This window comes from Pseudomonas sp. GR 6-02, assembly GCF_001655615.1.
In the GTDB taxonomy this organism is placed as follows: domain Bacteria; phylum Pseudomonadota; class Gammaproteobacteria; order Pseudomonadales; family Pseudomonadaceae; genus Aquipseudomonas.
Window position 1 is genome coordinate 5543240 of record NZ_CP011567.1, and the last position, 17604, is coordinate 5560843.

A 17604-nucleotide genomic window follows, 5' to 3' on the forward strand; every position below is an offset into this window, starting at 1 on the left:
CTCACTTACTGTATTTGTCGCCACATGATGCGACGGCCGCTGCCGCCACCGGATTTTTCCACCAGAGTGGTCACGCCACCACCGGAGTCGTTCACAATCTTGCGGGTTGCGTCATTGACGACCGCGTTCAGGGTCGGGATACCACCGGCGAAGATCACCCCGCTGGAAATCGTGTCGTTGCCGTCGACCACCCCGTCGGCATTGGTGTCGAGTACCGCGTAATTGAGCATCTTACCGCTGAACGCATCGAGTTCGACCAGTTTGCCGCTACCGAAGCTGGCACAGGGGTCCACGGTATCCACGCTGAGCGTGGTAAAAACAATTCGCCCCGATACCAGACCGGCCTGATAGATCACCCGCTCCCCCGTCAGCACGTTGTTGTATACCAGGGGCAAGTACCAGCCTTTCTTGGCCGAGTAGGTCACCTCGTTCTGGCTGGTGGTGATGAATTGCCCGGTACTGCCCGAAAACACGCCGGTCACCGCCTGCGCCTGCAAACTGGAAACAGTGATTTGTCCTGCGCCCCCCTCGGCATCCCATACCGCGTAGAACGCCTGCAGATCCTTGTTGGTCTTGTCGGCAACCTCATTGAATTTGCCGGTGCCGAAAAACACCTCCTTGCCGCCCAACACGTGATCCGCCAGCAACGGTTGCGCGGTAATCGGCTGGGTCGCGCCACCTGCAGTGGTGAACAACGGCTTGCCGGAAAACGCCACGCCCCAGGTGTCAGGGGTGGTGCCACTCAAATCGAACTTCCACAACCGCCCTTTCAGATCGCCCCCGTAGGCAGCCTGCACCACATTCTGCGAGTTGACCCTGAGCTTCACCGACGACAGGCCGTTGGTGGTTTCGGTACTGTCGACCACGATTTTCTTGATCAGCGAGCCGTCGCGAATATCCACCACATACAACGCTGCCACCCCGGAGTTGCTGCCATAGCCGTTGGAGATAAACGCGGCCCAGCGACCATCGGCCAAGCGTGCCACTTCGGGGCGCGCATAGGCATAACCCAGATCATTGAAAACGTTCGCTGTATTGGCCGTGGCCGGCGCACTGACTTCCCACAGTGCTTTAGTTTCATTACCAGCCGATGCGTCGAACAATTGCAGCGCATAGAAGGTTTTGCCGCCCGCCCCCGTTCCGCCAATCGCCAGGGTTTTCCAGGCGCTGTTGAGCTGAGCATCGAACACGCCGACCTGGCCATCGACCAGAAACTTGTGGCTCACACCGTTGATGTAAGTGGGATCAGCGATGTCGTTCAGCGATGGCAGCACGCTGGAGGGCATGTAGGCATAACGCCTGACACCATTGGCCGAGTTGATGATGTTTACAAAACCGTCGTTGGCATTCACCACCAGGCTGGCATTCATGTTGGCGGCTTTGGTGGTCAGGTAAGTGCTGTAGCTGGTGTCTGCCACCAGGTCGGACGCGGTTTTGTCCGTGGGTGAGGCCAGCACGAGTGGCGAATTGATGATGTCACCGAGCAATACACTGCGAACTTTCAGCCCGGTTTTGTTGATGCCCTTGCTCCACTCCACCAGATCGTTGCCGTTGATGCCAGCAGGCAGCCCCTGGTTGAGGGCGGTCTGCTGCGCCGCAGAGAAATTGCTGTAAGCCAGGGTGACCGCGGCGTTGGTTTGCGTGTTCCAGGACTGGTAGATCGGCGCAGTGGCGCCGGGCACGATGGTGGTGTCGGTCGTCCACAGCACAGCGGCGGTGTTAACCGCGCCCGCCGACGTGAAGCCAAAGGACTTGATCGTACCCCGCCAGTCCTTGGGATCGTAACTGGTCTGGAAATAGCTCGAGTTGCTGGTCAGGGTCGTGCCGCTGGCCACGCCACTGCCACCTGAACCGGCCTTGGAAGTGATGTCGCTCAGGGCTGCAGACAATGCATTGTTAAGTCCCGCACTGTCGCTCGCCTGGTAATACTTGCCCTGCCCATAGGTCGCGGCATCCGCCAACATCTGGTTTGCAGCGGTGAAACCCACGGTATAGGTGTTCATGTTCTGCTTGGGAAAATCCAGGGCGTTCCAGCTTTTACCCGCGGCATCGGTTCCCGTGGAACGCATGTCGATATCGAAGGCGAACTTGGCAATGTCATCCAGGTACAGGGTGTCGCCCTCATCGTCGCCTGAGGGATCGGTACCATCGTTACTGCTGATCCCGTCCCAGTTCGGTAACTGGCTGCCACCCAGCGGATCATCGGTCGGAAAGGTTCGGTCATAGGTCGGCAGACCATCGGTGATCACCACCCCGTAGTTTTTCTGGCAACGGTACTGAATCGGACTGGTATAGGTGTCGGGCGTCGAGTTGTTGTACGGCGCCATGCCACGGAAATAACGAGTGATCTCGTAATAGGCTTCCGCCAGCGGCGTATTGGCTTGCGCGCTCAGCTCGTCGATCCCGGCGATCAGTGAGGTGTAATTGGTATCGGCCTGAGCCTGGGTCACAGTGCCACTGACCGCCGACAAATCGCTGATCGAGCGGGCGATGTAACCGCCGTCATTCTTATGGTTGCCGACCGCCAGGTTGAACGTCGACAGGCCGATGCGCAGCGAACGGTTATTGGCCACCAACGTCTTGGAAACGTTGCGCGCCACGTTCATCCGGTAATCGTTGGGGATCGAGCCGTCGGTGAAGTCCCGGTCAGTGTTGTTGGCCAGGCTGATCAGGTAGGACAAATAATTCGCCGTATACCGCGTGTCCTCGCTTCCCACCGGATCGGGAAGCTTCAGGCAAAGCGAATCCAGACCGAGAAGGCTGTTTTTATAAAAACCGTACCATCCGGCCTTCGAGCATGTTCCATGATTCAAACTCGACAAGGCGATATTGTTATCGGTCATGTCCAGGTCGCGGCCTTTGTTGCACGAACCATTGGAGAGGCAAATCGTCACCGGGGTGCGTGCGACCGTCGGGTCGAAGCCGGCCGCCCAGATAATGTTGTTCATACTCCCCGAGTCATCGAGCAGCAGCATCACATTGGCAGGCACGGCGGCGGCGCTCAACAGCGGAGAATCCGAGGGCGTGAAGGCGTAGGTCGGCGCTGCCAGGTAAAGGCTCAAGACCGCGCCGCAGAGCAGCTGCAGTAACCAATGGCGCCAGCCTGTGCGGGTCTCAGTACTTCGCATAAATACTCTCCACCACACTGCGCGAGCTGCCCGCGATGCCCACGGCGGTCACCCGATAAAGGGTTGCCGACGTGTTGCTCGGCACATTCACGGCAGTCAGGGTAGTGCCGATGTTCTGCACTCCATAAAAGCCGCTACCGGAGGCGATCCAGTTCACCCCCGAGGTGGAGTTGAACCCGGCGGCGGTGATGACCGACGCCTCGGCCGGCGGTGCGCACTGGCTGGTGCCACTGCAGACCGGCAACGAGTAGGAGTTCAGTTGCACCGCGCTTTCACCGACCCGCAACGCCGCTTCCGCGCCCTGGAACGACTGGTTGCGCAGGATCACGCTGCTGGTCATTTTCTCCTGCAACGTGGCGCTCTGCATCGACGAGAGACCGATCAATGTCAGCACCAGGAGAAACACCAGGCTGACCAACAGCGCCATGCCGCGCTGGGCGTGATATGTCATGGACGCACGACTCATCGGCCCTCCCCTCATTGCAACCGGTTGCGCAAGGCGGCAACTACGTTGAAGGTTTGATTGCGGACCCGGTTGTTCGGGTCGGTGAGGGTCAGCGTCAGCCGCACACTGCGGATTCGCGCCGGATCGGACGGATTACTGCTGTAACTGGAGGCGGCTGTATCCGTGGCCGAACTGGCGATGCCGAAGCTCACGCCAAAGGCACTGACGTTGTTTACCAGCACCGCCTGAGTCGGCGTGCCAGTGCCGGAGCCCATCAGCAGTTGGTTGTTGCTGAAGCTGTAGACCAGCCGCCGGATTGGAAACGCCAACTGCCCCGATGCCGGCGTGCGTAAACCGGTGTAGGCCGTCGCAGTATTTCGGCAGTCGGAAACCACCGTCCAGGTCGGCACTCCGCCACTGCCGCCGACATCTGCGGTGACCAGAGTCAATTTGAGGTTGGCATTGTCCCAACTGATCGGTGTGAGCAGGCTGGCATTGAAATCCCCCGCAGAGCTGGCGTCGGTAATCGTACCCAGGCAACCAAACATGCCGACCATGCGAATTTCCTGAATCATCTTGCTCAGGACGAACCGCGCATCTTCCTGCATGCCGGCAGCGGTGTTCTGGCTGACGTAGGTGTTTTTGGCGGCGATGAAAATCTGCGCCACACCCAGGACCACGATCAGGCTCAACGCCAGGGCGATCAGCAATTCGATCAGGCCGAAACCTCTGCTGGTTCTGTTCATGGTGTCGTCACCGGATCAACGGTGGCACGGCTGGTGAGGACAAAACTGCGGCGCGAATCGGCGATATTGGCGGCCCGGGAGTCGTCCCAGGTAATGGTGATGGTGTATACCCGCTGGTTGCGGACGATGCTGCCGGTGGCCGTGGCGCCGCCGAAATTGACGATATTGGTGGTGAAGTCGTAGAGGTCCTGATCCCGGGCCACGCTCAAGTTGCCCGAGGTCGGCGGCGTGACGGTGTAATCGGCGCCGGAATTGGCGCGAATGCGGTCCATCATGTCGTAGGCGATAAAACTCGCCTGGCTGGTCATCCGTGAGCTGTCGGTGTACTTCAGCGCATTGAGCTGAATCGCCGCCGCGCCCAACAGACCCACAGCCAGCACCAACAACGCGACCAATACCTCGATCAGCGTCATGCCCTCCTGTGCACGCTTGCTCCAACCCCTCATCCGCAACTTCCACCCAATAGAATTCGTCCGTTCAAACACACATTCAGCGTCCTGCTTTGCGCCCCCAGCACATAACTGATCACCACCGCCGTGGACGGCGCTGCCAAGCCGCCGAGATTGTTGAAATCAATCGCGGTCACTCCTGAGGTTAGCGTCAGAGTTGCTCCGCTGCTCATCGCTGGAACAACCCGCAATACATTGGCCGGATTGCCAGTACCGTCATAAACGCTCAACTCGCCGGTCCAGACACTGCCGCCGGCCGTCGGGCGAACCCGAGTGGTGAGGCCCCGATCAATCGCCTCAAGCCGTGCGTAATTGAGTGCCCGTTGCAAGTCGCCGACCTCGGTGTCGGCCTTGTTGCTTTGCACCGAGCGGGTGAACGCCGGAACGGCCAGTGTAATCAGGATCAGAAACACCGCGAGCGTGACCAGCAGCTCGATCAGCGTGAAACCTTTTGTACGATGATCCATCAGTGCCCTCCGTTGCCGTCGGCTATACCTGCTTCTACACGCTAGAACATTCGACCGACAGATGTACGGTTGTTTTGCCATTACTCGCGCAAGGATCGCGCGGGCCGCAGCACTCCATGGAGGGAGATGACATGCATCAGCAAGGTTTCAGCTTGATCGGACTGCTCATGGGACTGACGATTGTCGGGATTGTTCTGCACTTGGTCAGTCCGGCGTTCGCTGCACTGACGGAATCGAATCATCGGGAGCAGGCGGCCGAGTCGCTGATCAGTGGGATCCGCCAGGCCAGAACCCTGGCCATAACCCGCAACCAGAACGTGGTCATTCATGGCATCAACGGCGATTGGAGCCAGGGCTGGCGGATCATTCTGGACATCAGCGGCAAAGGGCCAGAGGACAGCAGCAATCCGCTACTGGTCGAGCGCGCAGGTGATGCGCGGACGCCGATTGTCGGCAATTGGTGGGTCAGGCGTTTCGTGCGGTTCAGCAGTCTGGGCCAACCGCTGATGCCCGGGCGGGCATTTCAGGCAGGGACGCTACATATTTGCTCGGCTCGCGAGCCGGTCAGCCAGCTCCAGGTGGTGCTGGCGGCGAGCGGTCGAGTGCGCCTGGCCAACCGTAAGGCTGAGCAGGCGCTGTGTCGAAAGGCGAAAAGTATTACAGCAGCGAACGCACGCGCAGCTCTTTAGGCATGGAGAAGGTGATGTTCTCCTCGCGACCGGCCAGTTCATCGGCCCCCGTGGCACCCCAGGCCTGCAATTGCTGGATCACGCCACGTACCAGCACTTCCGGAGCGGAGGCACCGGCCGTGATGCCAATACGCTCGACACCGTCGAACCAGCTCTTTTGCAAGTCTTCGGCACCGTCGATCAGATAGGCCGGGGTGGCCATGCGTTCGGCCAGTTCACGCAGACGATTGGAGTTGGAGCTGTTCGGGCTGCCAACCACCAGCACCACGTCGCATTCGTCCGCCAGTTGCTTGACGGCGTCCTGACGGTTTTGCGTGGCGTAACAGATATCGTCCTTGCGCGGACCGCCGATCGCCGGAAAACGCGCACGCAGGGCGTCGATCACGCGACTGGTGTCGTCCATGGACAGGGTGGTCTGGGTAACGAAAGCCAGCTTTTCAGGGTTGTTCACCTGCAATTCGGCGACATCTTTCTCGTCTTCGACCAGATAGATCGCGCCACCATTGCTGCCATCGTATTGTCCCATGGTGCCTTCGACTTCCGGATGACCGGCATGACCGATAAGGATGCATTCACGGCCGTCGCGGCTGTAACGCGCGACTTCGATGTGCACCTTGGTCACCAGCGGGCAGGTCGCGTCGAACACCTTCAGGCCACGACCTGTGGCTTCGGTACGCACGGCCTGGGAAACGCCGTGGGCGCTGAAGATCACGATCACGTCATCCGGCACCTGATCCAGTTCCTCGACGAAGATCGCCCCACGGGCACGCAGGTCTTCGACGACGAATTTGTTGTGGACCACTTCGTGGCGCACATAGATCGGCGGCCCGAAGACTTCCAGGGCGCGGTTGACGATTTCGATCGCCCGGTCCACGCCGGCGCAGAAGCCACGGGGGTTGGCGAGTTTGATTTGCATGCTGTGCCTCGTGTCTTGCGCGCAAGAAGTTAGATCATTGTAGGAGCAGAGCTTGCTCGCGAAAGCGGTGTGTCAGTCAACATTGATGCTGAATGTGATGACGCCTTCGCGAGCAAGCTCTGCTCCTACAGGTGACCGTATTCGGTCAGTTACAACGCTTTGACGTTGATGATCTCGACGTCAAAGGTCAAGGTCTTACCGGCGAGCGGGTGGTTGAAGTCGATGGTCACTTGCGCGTCATCGAATTCCTTCACCACGCCTGGCAGCTCGGTATTGGCCGCATCATTGAAGATCACCAGCAATCCTGGCGACAGTTCCATGTCCTGGAACTGCGAGCGCGGGATGATCTGCACGTTTTGCGGGTTAGGCTGGCCAAAGGCGTTTTCCGGCTCGATGGACAGGCTGCGCTTGTCGCCGGCCTTGAAGCCGAACAGCGCGGCCTCGAAGCCTGGCAACAGGTTGCCGTCGCCGACCTTGAAGGTCGCCGGGGCTTTGTCGAAAGTGCTGTCGACGGTGTCGCCGTTCTCCAGGCGCAATGCAAAGTGCAAGGTGACTTCCGTGTTCTGGCCGATACGTTGTTCAGCCAATACCTGTTCAGTCATGAACGGTTTCTCCGGTCTTCTTACTTTTGAACATATCCAGCGCGAGCATTACGGCACCGACAGAAATGGCGCTGTCAGCAAAGTTGAACGCCGGGAAATACCAGCGGTTCTGCCAGTGCACCAGAATGAAATCGATCACATGGCCCAAGGCAATGCGGTCGTACAGATTGCCCAGCGCGCCACCCAACACCAGGGCAAGCGCAATCGCCAGCCAGGTGTCGTTGCGCCCCAGGCGCTTGAGCCAGATCACCAGCACCGCACTGACCACCACCGCGATCAAGGCAAACAACCAGCGCTGCCAGCCGGAGCTGTCAGCCAGGAAGCTGAACGCCGCACCGGTGTTGTAGGCCAGAGTCCAGCTGAACAAATCGGGGATCACCACGATTTGCTGGTACATCTCGAGCTTGCCTTCGAAGTAGAACTTGCTGGCCTGGTCAATGACCAGAACCAGCAAACTCAACCAGAGCCAGCTCAGCCGTCCGAAACGGCCAGCCGCATTAGGCATAGTGACGAACCTCGCCCGCGCCGCTGATGTTGTCGACACAACGACCGCAGATTTCCGGATGTTCCGGGTTCACACCGACGTCTTCACGGCAGTGCCAGCAGCGGGCGCACTTGACGTGAGCCGACTTGACGATCTTGAGCTTCAGGCCGCTGACTTCGGTGACCACGGCATCGGCCGGTGCCTGCACCAATGGCGCAACACTGGCGGTCGAAGTGATCAGCACGAAACGCAGTTCGTTGCTCAGCTTGGCCAGGTCGGCGCTCAGCGCGTCTTCGGCGAACAGCGTCACTTCGGCTTGCAGGTTGCCACCGACGGCCTTGGCTGCACGCTGGATTTCCATTTCCTTGTTGACCGCAACCTTGACCGCCATGATCCGGTCCCAGTAAGCGCGATCCAGCTCGAAGCCTTCCGGCAGTTCGCTCAGGCCTTCGTACCAGGTGTTGAGCATCACAGACTCGTTACGCTCGCCCGGCAGGTACTGCCACAGCTCGTCGGCGGTGAACGCCAGGATCGGCGCGATCCAGCGCACCAGCGCTTCGGAGATGTGGAACAGCGCAGTCTGGCACGAACGACGGGCCTTGCTGTCGGCGCCAGTGGTGTACTGGCGGTCCTTGATGATGTCCAGGTAGAAACCGCCCAACTCCTGCACGCAGAAGTTGTGGATCTTGGAGTAAACGTTCCAGAAACGGTATTCGCCGTAGTGTTCCTGCAGCTCGCGTTGCAGCAACAGCGTGCGATCCACGGCCCAACGGTCCAGGGCGAGCATTTCTTCGGCCGGCAGGAGGTCGGTGGCCGGGTTGAAACCGGTCAGGTTGGAAAGCAGGAAACGCGCGGTGTTACGGATGCGCCGGTAGGCGTCCGCACTGCGTTGCAGGATCTGCTCGGAAACCGCCATCTCACCCGAGTAGTCGGTAGACGCTACCCACAGACGCATGATGTCGGCGCCCAGGGTGTCGTTGACCTTCTGCGGCGCGATCACGTTGCCCAGGGACTTGGACATTTTGCGACCGGATTCGTCGACGGTGAAACCGTGGGTCAGCAGCTCGCGGTACGGTGCGTGGTCGTCGATGGCGCAACCGGTCAGCAACGACGAGTGGAACCAGCCGCGGTGCTGGTCCGAGCCTTCCAGGTACAGGTCGGCGCGAGGGCCGGTCTCGTGGCCCATCGGGTGCGAACCGCGCAGGACGTGCCAGTGCGTGGTGCCCGAGTCGAACCAGACGTCCAGGGTGTCGCTGATCTTGTCGTACAGCGGCGCTTCGTCACCGAGCAACTCAGCGGCGTCCATCTTGAACCAGGCTTCGATGCCTTCGACTTCGACGCGCTGGGCGACGATTTCCATCAGTTCGACGGTGCGTGGGTGCAGTTCGCCGCTTTCCTTGTTCAGGAAGAACGGGATCGGCACGCCCCAGTTGCGCTGACGGGAGATGCACCAGTCCGGACGGTTGGCGATCATCGAGTGCAGGCGCGCCTGGCCCCAGGCCGGGACGAATTTGGTGTCTTCGATGGCTTTGATCGCGCGTTTGCGCAGGGTGTCGCCCGCTGCTGGCTCTTTGTCCATGCCGATGAACCACTGCGCGGTGGCGCGATAGATCAGCGGGGTCTTGTGACGCCAGCAATGCATGTAGCTGTGTTCGATGGTGGTGGTGTGCAGCAGCGCGCCGACTTCGGTCAGTTTATCGACGATGGCCGGATTGGCCTTCCAGATGAACTGGCCGCCGAAGAACTCCAGCGATGGCACATACACGCCATTGCTTTGCACCGGATTGATGATGTCATCGTTGACCATGCCGTACTTCTTGCAGGTCACGAAGTCGTCCACGCCGTAGGCTGGCGAGGAGTGAACCACGCCGGTGCCCGCGCCCAGCTCAACGTAGTCGGCCAGGTAAACCGGCGACAGGCGATCGTAGAACGGGTGACGGAAGTTGATCAGTTCCAGCGCTTTACCGGTGGTGGTGGCGATCACCGAACCTTCCAGGCTGTAGCGGGCCAGGCAGGACTCGACCAATTCTTCAGCCAGTACCAGCAGCTTGTCGCCGACGTCGACCAGGGCGTAGTTGAACTCCGGGTGAACGTTCAGCGCCTGGTTGGCCGGGATAGTCCACGGAGTGGTGGTCCAGATCACGATCGAAGCAGGTTTGCCCAACGACGGCAGACCGAACGCGGCAGCCAGCTTGGCTTCGTCGGCGATCGGGAAGGCCACGTCGATGGTCGCGGACTTTTTGTTCTCGTACTCGACTTCCGCTTCAGCCAGGGCCGAACCGCAGTCAAAGCACCAGTTCACAGGCTTCAGGCCCTTGAACACGAAGCCACCCTTGACGATTTCCGCCAGGGCGCGGATTTCACCGGCCTCGTTTTTGAAGTCCATGGTCTTGTACGGGTTGGCGAAGTCGCCCAACACGCCCAAACGGATGAATTCGGACTTCTGGCCTTCGATCTGCTCGGTGGCGTAGGCACGGCACAGTTCGCGGGTCTTGTCGGCGCCCAGGTTCTTGCCATGGGTCACTTCGACTTTGTGCTCGATCGGCAGGCCGTGGCAGTCCCAGCCCGGAACATAAGGTGCGTCGAAACCCGACAGGGTTTTCGAGCGGATGATCATGTCCTTGAGAATCTTGTTCAGCGCATGACCGATGTGAATCGTGCCGTTGGCGTACGGAGGACCGTCGTGCAGTACGAACTTCGGACGATCCTTGCCAATCTCGCGCAACTTACCGTACAGGCCAATGCTGTCCCAGCGCTGCAGAATCTGCGGTTCGCGCTGAGGCAGGCCGGCCTTCATTGGGAAGGCGGTGTCCGGAAGGTTTAGCGTGGCTTTATAGTCGGTCATTTAAGGCTCTTCATTAGCGATTGGCGCTAGGTGCGACAGGGCACGGGCGGCGGCGATATCCGCATTGATCGCCGTCTTAAGCGCCTCCAGAGAGGCGAAACGCTGCTCTTCACGCAGCTTGTGGTGGAAAACCACCGTCAAACGCCGGTCATACAGATCGCCGGCAAAATCTAAAAGGTGCACTTCGAGGTGAGCTTTGCCATCCCCTTCGACCGTTGGCCGCACACCAATATTGGCGACGCCTGGCCAGGTCTTGCCATCGATGTCGACGCTGACCAGGTAAACCCCGCTCAACGGCACACGACGACGCTTGAGTTGCACGTTGGCCGTGGGCGTACCCAACTGGCGCGCCAGCTTCTGGCCATGCAGGACCCGACCGGCAATCCGGTATGGGCGACCGAGCAGTTGCTCGGCCAAGGCGAAATCGGCAGCGGCCAGGGCATTGCGGACCTGAGTGCTGCTGACACGAATGCCGTCCAGCTCGACGGTCTGCGCCGCTTCGACGGTAAAGCCCTGAAGGACGCCGGCCTGTTGCAAGTAGTCGAAATCCCCCAACCGGTCGCAGCCAAATCGGAAATCGTCACCGACTTCCAGATGCTGCACCCCGAGGCCGTCCACCAGAATGGTATCGACGAACTCTCTGGCGCTGAGTTTGCTCAGGCGATGGTTGAAAGCCAGGCACAACACCCGGTCGACACCCTCTTCGGCCAGCAGCTGCAGTTTGTCCCGTAAGCGGGCCAGACGGGCCGGGGCGGTGTCCGGAGCGAAGAACTCCCGCGGCTGCGGCTCGAAAATCACCACGCAGCTGGGCACGCCCAACTCGAGCGCACGCTCTCGCAGCCGGACCAGGATAGCCTGGTGGCCACGGTGAACACCGTCAAAGTTGCCAATAGTGGCGACACAGCCCCGATGCTGGGGGCGCAGGTTGTGGAGACCTCGAACCAGCTGCATAACGCGCTTCTTGCTCATAAAGTGGTCGATTATAACCACACCCGGCGGCCGACGACAGGCAACACCGTAACCCAAAGTAATCGAGCCGACAAAACTGCCGGTTCGCCCATGATTATCGAGATAACGTCTTCAGCTCAAGGCCTTGCGATTGAAGTCGCGCAAACGGAAGCCCATCAACAGCAACATGCCGAAATACGCCACGACGCCTGCGATCACCAATGCACCCAGACGCAGCAGTCGCTCAAGCATAGGCCCCTGCCCCCAGGCCGGCATAAAGTGCATCGCACCCAGCAATACTGCAGACATCACCGCTACCGCCACCAGCAATTTGAGCCCGAACTTCGCCCAGCCCGGTTGCGGCTGATACATCTGCTGCTTGCGCAGTTGATAAAACAGCAAGCCGGCGTTGATGCAGGCACCCGCGCTGATGGCCAGGGCCAGGCCGGCGTGCGCCAGCGGACCGATCAGCACCAGGTTGAACAGCTGAGTGACGATCAGGGTGAAAATCGCGATTTTCACCGGCGTGCGGATGTTTTGTTGCGCATAGAAGCCCGGCGCCAGCACTTTGATCACGATAATCCCCAGCAAGCCGACGGAATAAGCGATCAACGCGCGCTGAGTCATGGCCGCATCGAAAGCACTGAAATGGCCATACTGGAACAGCGAAACCGTCAGCGGTTCAGACAGAATCCCCAACGCCAGGGCGCACGGCAACACCAGCATGAAGCACAGGCGCAGCCCCCAATCGAGGATTCGCGAGTATTCGTGGCGATCCTGGCTGGCATAGGTCTTGGCCAGCGTCGGCAACAAAATCGTGCCCAGCGCCACACCCAGCACGCCGGATGGCAATTCCATCAAGCGGTCGGCGTAATACATCCAGGACACGGAGCCGGCCACCAGAAACGAGGCAAATATAGTATTGATGATCAGCGAAATCTGACTCACCGAAACGCCGATGATCGCGGGCAGCATCTGTTTCATGACCCGCCAGACACCGCTATCGCGCAGATTCAAACGCGGCAGTACCAGCATGCCGATCTTTTTCAGGTGCGGCAGTTGATAGAGCAGCTGCGCCAGCCCACCCACCAGAACGGCCCAGCCCAGCGCCATCACCGGCGGATCGAAATACGGCGTCAGGAATACTGCAAAGATGATCATGCTGACATTGAGCAGGGTCGGCACGAAAGCTGGCACCGAGAAGCGGTTCCAGGTGTTGAGGATCGCCCCGGCCAGCGATGACAGGGAGATCAGCAATATATAAGGGAAAGTGACCCGCAGCAGATCGGTTGTCAGCCGGAATTTTTCAGGAGAATCGACGAAACCCGGTGCCGTGGCCCAGATAACCCAGGGGGCGGCGAGCATGCCCAACGCAGTGACCAGCGCCAGTACCAGTGTCAGCAGGCCTGAGACGTAGGCAATGAAGGTTCGCGCCGCCTCCTCGCCCTTTTGGCTTTTGTATTCGGCAAGAATCGGCACAAATGCCTGGGAAAATGCCCCTTCGGCGAAGATCCGCCGCAGCAGATTGGGCAGCTTGAAGGCGATAAAGAAGGCATCAGTCGCCATTCCGGCACCAAATGCACGGGCGATTAGAGTGTCACGAACAAACCCCAACACCCGGGAAAGCATCGTGATAGAGCTGACAGCGGCCAACGATTTGAGCAGATTCATTGAAAGAGTTTGTGCCTGTCGATAAACAGCAGGCGAACAACGCGCCCACTTATGCGATACTCCGCGCCGCAACAGCACAGAGCCAAAGCTCGCGAGTTTACAGGTCGCGCGCCGGAAAGAAATATCCAGCGCACCGTCCCCTTGAAAACGTAGCGAGCGAAGGCAAGACAAGGCGAAAGCAGGCGAGAAAGCGGAGTTGACTTTAGTCAATGAGCATTCGAGTCTGCTTTCAACGCTGTATTGCCGAGCGCAGTAGTTTTCATGGGGCCGGAACCGGCCACTTAGCGGAACGTCTCTTCCGCCCTTGACAAGACATCAACTCATCGGCATGATTCGCGGCCTATTTTGTTTGCTATTTCCTAAAAAGTCTTTCGAGGAGCTCGACGGTGGCCAACACACCTTCCGCCAAAAAACGTGCAAAACAGGCTGAGAAGCGTCGCAGCCACAACGCCAGCCTGCGTTCCATGGTTCGTACCTACATCAAGAATGTAGTTAAAGCCATCGACGCAAAAGACGCTGCTAAAGCTCAAGCTGCTTACGTTCTGGCCGTGCCAGTTATCGACCGTATGGCCGATAAAGGCATCATCCACAAGAACAAAGCTGCTCGCCATAAGAGCCGTCTGAATGGCCACGTCAAGGCCCTGAACGTTGCCGCTGCTGCCTAAGCGACGCGCTCGTTAAAAAACCGACCTCAGGGTCGGTTTTTTATTGCCTGCGATTTATTAAATACAATGCAAAAAAAATGTGGGAGCAAGCAGACTCACCCCCACACCTGGACCTTCGTTATCTTACTGAGCGTGCGTCCACGGCAGAATCGGAATTGCCGTCACTGCATTCTGCGGACTGCCCTCGATCAAGCGATCGCTGTAGACCAGATACACCAGGGTATTGCGCTTCTTGTCGAGGAATCGCACTACCTGCATAGTCTTGAATACCAGCGAGGTGCGCTCCTTGAATACCTCCTCGCCATCCTTGAGCTCACCCTTGAAGCTGATCGGCCCGACCTGGCGACATGCAATAGACGCCTCGGCGCGATCCTCGGCCAATCCCAGACCACCTTTCACGCCACCCGTCTTGGCACGCGACAGGTAACAGGTCACGCCCTCCACTTTCGGATCATCAAACGCCTCGACAACAATACGGTCGTTCGGGCCAACGAATTTGAACACCGTCGACACCTGGCCAATTTCCTCGGCCGAGGCCAGCAACGGCATCGCCAACAACAAGCCCAATAATCCTTTTGCCACACGCATTCAGGTATTCCTTCAGACCAGAATCAGGTTATCCCGGTGAACCAGCTCCGGCTCCGCCATGTAACCCAACAGACCGATAATCGCCTCAGACGACTGACCGATGATTTTTTGTGCTTCCAGAGCACTGTAGTTAGCCAGGCCACGAGCGATTTCACGACCGTCCGGCGCCACACAGACCACCATTTCGCCGCGACGGAAGCTGCCCTGGACCAGCTTTACACCTACCGGCAGTAAACTTTTGTTGCCCTGAGACAGCGCGGTCACCGCCCCCGCGTCCAGCACCAGCGTGCCGCGAGTCTGCAGATGCCCGGCCAGCCACTGTTTGCGGGCCGCCAGCATGCCGCGCTCAGGCGACAGCAAAGTGCCGATGCGCTCGCCAGCCTTGAGGCGATCCAGCACTCGCTCAATACGCCCACCAACGATGATGGTGTGCGCACCAGAGCGCGCCGCCAGACGCGCAGCGCGCAGCTTGGTCTGCATGCCGCCACGCCCCAGCGCACCACCAGTACCACCGGCTACCGCATCGAGCGCCGGATCGTCGGCCCGCGCCTCATAAATCAGCTTGGCGTCGGGATTGTTGCGTGGATCAGCATCGAACATGCCATCGCGATCGGTGAGGATCACCAGCAAATCGGCTTCGACCAGATTCGCCACCAGCGCCGCCAACGTGTCGTTGTCGCCGAAACGGATTTCGTCAGTGACCACGGTGTCGTTTTCGTTGATCACCGGGATCACCTTCAACTCGACCAGCGCACGCAGGGTGCTACGAGCATTCAGGTAGCGCTTGCGGTCGGACAAATCGTCGTGAGTCAGGAGAATCTGTGCGGTATGCCGACCATGTTCGGCGAAGCTCGACTCCCAGGCCTGCACCAACCCCATCTGACCGATGGCGGCAGCCGCCTGCAACTCGTGCATCGCACTGGGTCGCGAGGTCCAGCCCAGACGGCTCATGCCCGCCGCCACTGCCCCGGAGGACACCAGCACCAGTTCAACGCCCGCCTCATGCAGGGCAACCATCTGCTCGACCCAGACACCCATTGCTGCGCGATCCAGGCCTTTGCCGTCCGCCGTCAGCAAAGCGCTGCCGATCTTCACGACCCAACGCTGCGCACCTGTCACCTTGCTCCGCATCATCTTCAACCTTAGCTTGAGGGCAGCGCGACCTGGCACTGCCCGTGACGTTATTCGTGGTTCTTCGTGACCAACAGTCGATTTCCAGATACTAAAACGCCGCTCCAGTGAGCGGCGCTTAAGTTTATCGCAACGAATCAGTCACGCACGTAAATGATTTCCGGACCGTCTTCGTCATCCACATCTTCTTCGTCCCAATCGTCGTCACCGATGTCATGGACCGACTTCACGCCGCTGCGGCGCAGAGCACGCTGATCGTCCAGCGCCTGCAACTGGGCGCGCGCTTCATCTTCGATGCGCTGATCGAGCTCAGCCAGCTCTTCCTTGTAGGCCGGGTCGTTAGCCAGGCGATCGGCGCGATCTTCCAGGTAACGCATGATGTCGTGGCACAGACGCTCGGTGCCTTGCTTGGCGATCGCCGAGATCACATAGACCGGACCAGTCCACTCCAGACGATCAACGATCTCCTTGACGCGAGCATCGTGCTCTTCCTCAAGGATCTGGTCACACTTGTTCAGCACCAGCCAGCGATCACGCTCGGCCAGGGACGGGCTGAACTTGGTCAGCTCGCTGACGATCACTTCAGCGGCATCCGGCGCACTGGTGTCATCCAGCGGCGCCATGTCGACGAGGTGCAGCAGCAGACGCGTACGCGACAAGTGCTTGAGGAAGCGAATCCCCAGGCCCGCGCCGTCGGAAGCACCTTCGATCAAGCCCGGAATATCCGCGACCACGAAGCTCTTCCAGCGATCGACACTGACCACACCCAGGTTCGGCACCAATGTGGTGAACGGGTAGTCGGCGACTTTCGGCTTGGCGGCCGACACCGAGCGAATGAAGGTACTTTTGCCGGCGTTCGGCAAACCGAGCAGACCGACGTCCGCCAACACCTTCATTTCCAGTTTCAGGTCGCGCTGCTCACCCGGCTTGCCCGGCGTAGTCTGGCGCGGCGCACGGTTGGTACTGGATTTGAAACGAGTGTTACCCAGACCGTGCCAGCCGCCCTGAACCACCATCAGCTTCTGGCCGGCCTTGGTCAGGTCGCCAATGACTTCCTGGGTGGCAGAGTCGATCACTGTGGTACCTACCGGCACCCGCAGGATCAGATCCTCACCTTTTTTGCCGGTGCAGTCGGTACTACCACCGTTGGAACCGCGCTCGGCATCGAAGTGGCGGGTGTAACGGTAGTCGACCAGGGTGTTCAGGTTTTCGTCGGCCATCATGTAGATGGAACCACCATCACCACCATCGCCGCCGTTCGGGCCGCCGTTTTCGATGAATTTTTCTCGACGGAAACTCATGCAACCGTTGCCACCGTCGCCGGCCTTTACTCGAATCGATACTTCATCAACAAACTTCATAACAAAACGCCTCTCGCCATACGGACGAGCCGAAAAACAACCAAGACATAAGACTCTTGCAAAAATGAGCGCAGCGACCTCAATCAACGACCGCCAATACAGCGCTGGAGCCCATCACAAACAGCTTTGCAAGAGACTCACCCCACAAACGAAAAAGCCCCGTCGCAAGACAGGGCTTTTCCAGCGATCGCGCAATTAAGCTGCGACGACGCTCACGTAACGACGACCGAAGGCGCCTTTTACTTCAAACTTGATCACGCCTTCGATTTTCGCGAAGAGGGTGTGATCTTTACCCATACCAACGCCGTAGCCAGCGTGGAATTGGGTGCCGCGCTGACGCACGATGATGTTACCGGCCTTGATGACCTGGCCGCCATACATCTTCACGCCAAGGCGTTTGGCTTCTGAGTCGCGACCGTTACGGGTACTACCACCAGCTTTTTTGTGTGCCATGAGTTCAATTCTCCTA

Annotated in this window: 17 protein-coding genes; 2 read left to right on the forward strand and 15 right to left on the reverse strand. The window is 59.3% G+C overall.

Annotated elements, in window-relative coordinates:
* Positions 1–5: 5 nt before the first annotated feature.
* Genes PGR6_RS24520 through PGR6_RS24540 form a run of 5 tightly spaced genes read right to left on the reverse strand, consistent with a single transcriptional unit; the run spans position 6 to position 5235 of the window.
* Positions 6–3128, reverse strand: coding sequence for a pilus assembly protein (locus PGR6_RS24520; RefSeq protein ID WP_064620445.1), 3123 nt, complete (start codon positions 3126–3128; stop codon positions 6–8).
* Positions 3115–3594 (reverse strand): pilus assembly PilX family protein, encoded by a 480-nt coding sequence (locus tag PGR6_RS24525; RefSeq protein WP_064620447.1) that lies wholly within the window; start codon positions 3592–3594, stop codon positions 3115–3117. Before PGR6_RS24525 ends, PGR6_RS24520 begins: the two co-directional genes overlap by 14 nt.
* Positions 3595–3605: 11 nt before the next feature.
* Positions 3606–4319 (reverse strand): PilW family protein, encoded by a 714-nt coding sequence (locus tag PGR6_RS24530; protein ID WP_018925892.1) that lies wholly within the window; start codon positions 4317–4319, stop codon positions 3606–3608.
* Entirely contained in the window at positions 4316–4765 is a 450-nt protein-coding gene (gene pilV, locus PGR6_RS24535; RefSeq protein ID WP_026286393.1) for a type IV pilus modification protein PilV, read from the reverse strand. The genes PGR6_RS24530 and pilV overlap by 4 nt, the downstream gene beginning before the upstream one ends.
* Positions 4762–5235 carry a GspH/FimT family pseudopilin gene (locus PGR6_RS24540; protein WP_064620450.1) on the reverse strand — a complete coding sequence of 158 codons (474 nt, stop codon included), beginning with the start codon at positions 5233–5235 and terminating at the stop codon, positions 4762–4764. Before PGR6_RS24540 ends, pilV begins: the two co-directional genes overlap by 4 nt.
* A 131-nt stretch (positions 5236–5366) precedes the next feature.
* Between PGR6_RS24540 and PGR6_RS24545 the strand changes: the two genes are divergently transcribed.
* The gene (locus tag PGR6_RS24545; protein WP_064620453.1) at positions 5367–5924 is read left to right on the forward strand and encodes a GspH/FimT family pseudopilin; all 558 of its coding nucleotides are present in this window, start codon (positions 5367–5369) and stop codon (positions 5922–5924) included.
* Here the strand turns inward: PGR6_RS24545 and ispH are convergent.
* From ispH to murJ, 6 genes are all read right to left on the reverse strand, one after another.
* The gene (gene ispH, locus PGR6_RS24550; RefSeq protein WP_064620456.1) at positions 5893–6840 is read right to left on the reverse strand and encodes a 4-hydroxy-3-methylbut-2-enyl diphosphate reductase; all 948 of its coding nucleotides are present in this window, start codon (positions 6838–6840) and stop codon (positions 5893–5895) included. The two genes, PGR6_RS24545 and ispH, sit on opposite strands and share 32 nt — an antisense overlap.
* 149 nt (positions 6841–6989) lie before the next feature.
* Positions 6990–7427 carry an FKBP-type peptidyl-prolyl cis-trans isomerase gene (fkpB, locus tag PGR6_RS24555; RefSeq protein WP_177318289.1) on the reverse strand — a complete coding sequence of 146 codons (438 nt, stop codon included), beginning with the start codon at positions 7425–7427 and terminating at the stop codon, positions 6990–6992.
* 7 nt (positions 7428–7434) lie between these two features.
* Positions 7435–7947: a signal peptidase II gene (lspA, locus tag PGR6_RS24560; RefSeq protein ID WP_019581266.1), complete on the reverse strand. Its 513-nt coding sequence runs from the start codon at positions 7945–7947 to the stop codon at positions 7435–7437.
* Positions 7940–10771: an isoleucine--tRNA ligase gene (ileS, locus tag PGR6_RS24565; RefSeq protein WP_064620459.1), complete on the reverse strand. Its 2832-nt coding sequence runs from the start codon at positions 10769–10771 to the stop codon at positions 7940–7942. Before ileS ends, lspA begins: the two co-directional genes overlap by 8 nt.
* Complete coding sequence (gene ribF / locus PGR6_RS24570) at positions 10772–11722, reverse strand: bifunctional riboflavin kinase/FAD synthetase (protein ID WP_018925885.1); 951 nt, start codon at positions 11720–11722, stop codon at positions 10772–10774.
* Between the two features lie 129 nt (positions 11723–11851).
* On the reverse strand, positions 11852–13390 hold the full coding sequence (gene murJ, locus PGR6_RS24575) for a murein biosynthesis integral membrane protein MurJ (protein ID WP_026286392.1): 1539 nt from the start codon (positions 13388–13390) through the stop codon (positions 11852–11854).
* Between the two features lie 386 nt (positions 13391–13776).
* On the opposite strand from murJ, the gene rpsT reads away from it, so the two are divergent.
* Positions 13777–14055: a 30S ribosomal protein S20 gene (rpsT, locus tag PGR6_RS24580; RefSeq protein ID WP_007901883.1), complete on the forward strand. Its 279-nt coding sequence runs from the start codon at positions 13777–13779 to the stop codon at positions 14053–14055.
* Between the two features lie 123 nt (positions 14056–14178).
* Here rpsT and PGR6_RS24585 read toward each other — a convergent pair whose 3' ends face one another.
* The 4 genes from PGR6_RS24585 to rpmA all read right to left on the reverse strand — a co-directional run bounded on the left by PGR6_RS24585 (position 14179) and on the right by rpmA (position 17588).
* Positions 14179–14643: a CreA family protein gene (locus tag PGR6_RS24585; RefSeq protein ID WP_018925883.1), complete on the reverse strand. Its 465-nt coding sequence runs from the start codon at positions 14641–14643 to the stop codon at positions 14179–14181.
* 12 nt (positions 14644–14655) lie between these two features.
* Entirely contained in the window at positions 14656–15774 is a 1119-nt protein-coding gene (gene proB / locus PGR6_RS24590) for a glutamate 5-kinase (protein ID WP_007938428.1), read from the reverse strand.
* Between the two features lie 137 nt (positions 15775–15911).
* Positions 15912–17135 (reverse strand): Obg family GTPase CgtA, encoded by a 1224-nt coding sequence (gene cgtA / locus PGR6_RS24595; RefSeq protein ID WP_018925882.1) that lies wholly within the window; start codon positions 17133–17135, stop codon positions 15912–15914.
* 195 nt (positions 17136–17330) lie between these two features.
* Positions 17331–17588, reverse strand: coding sequence for a 50S ribosomal protein L27 (gene rpmA, locus PGR6_RS24600; protein WP_003228360.1), 258 nt, complete (start codon positions 17586–17588; stop codon positions 17331–17333).
* Between the last annotated feature and the right edge of the window lie 16 nt (positions 17589–17604).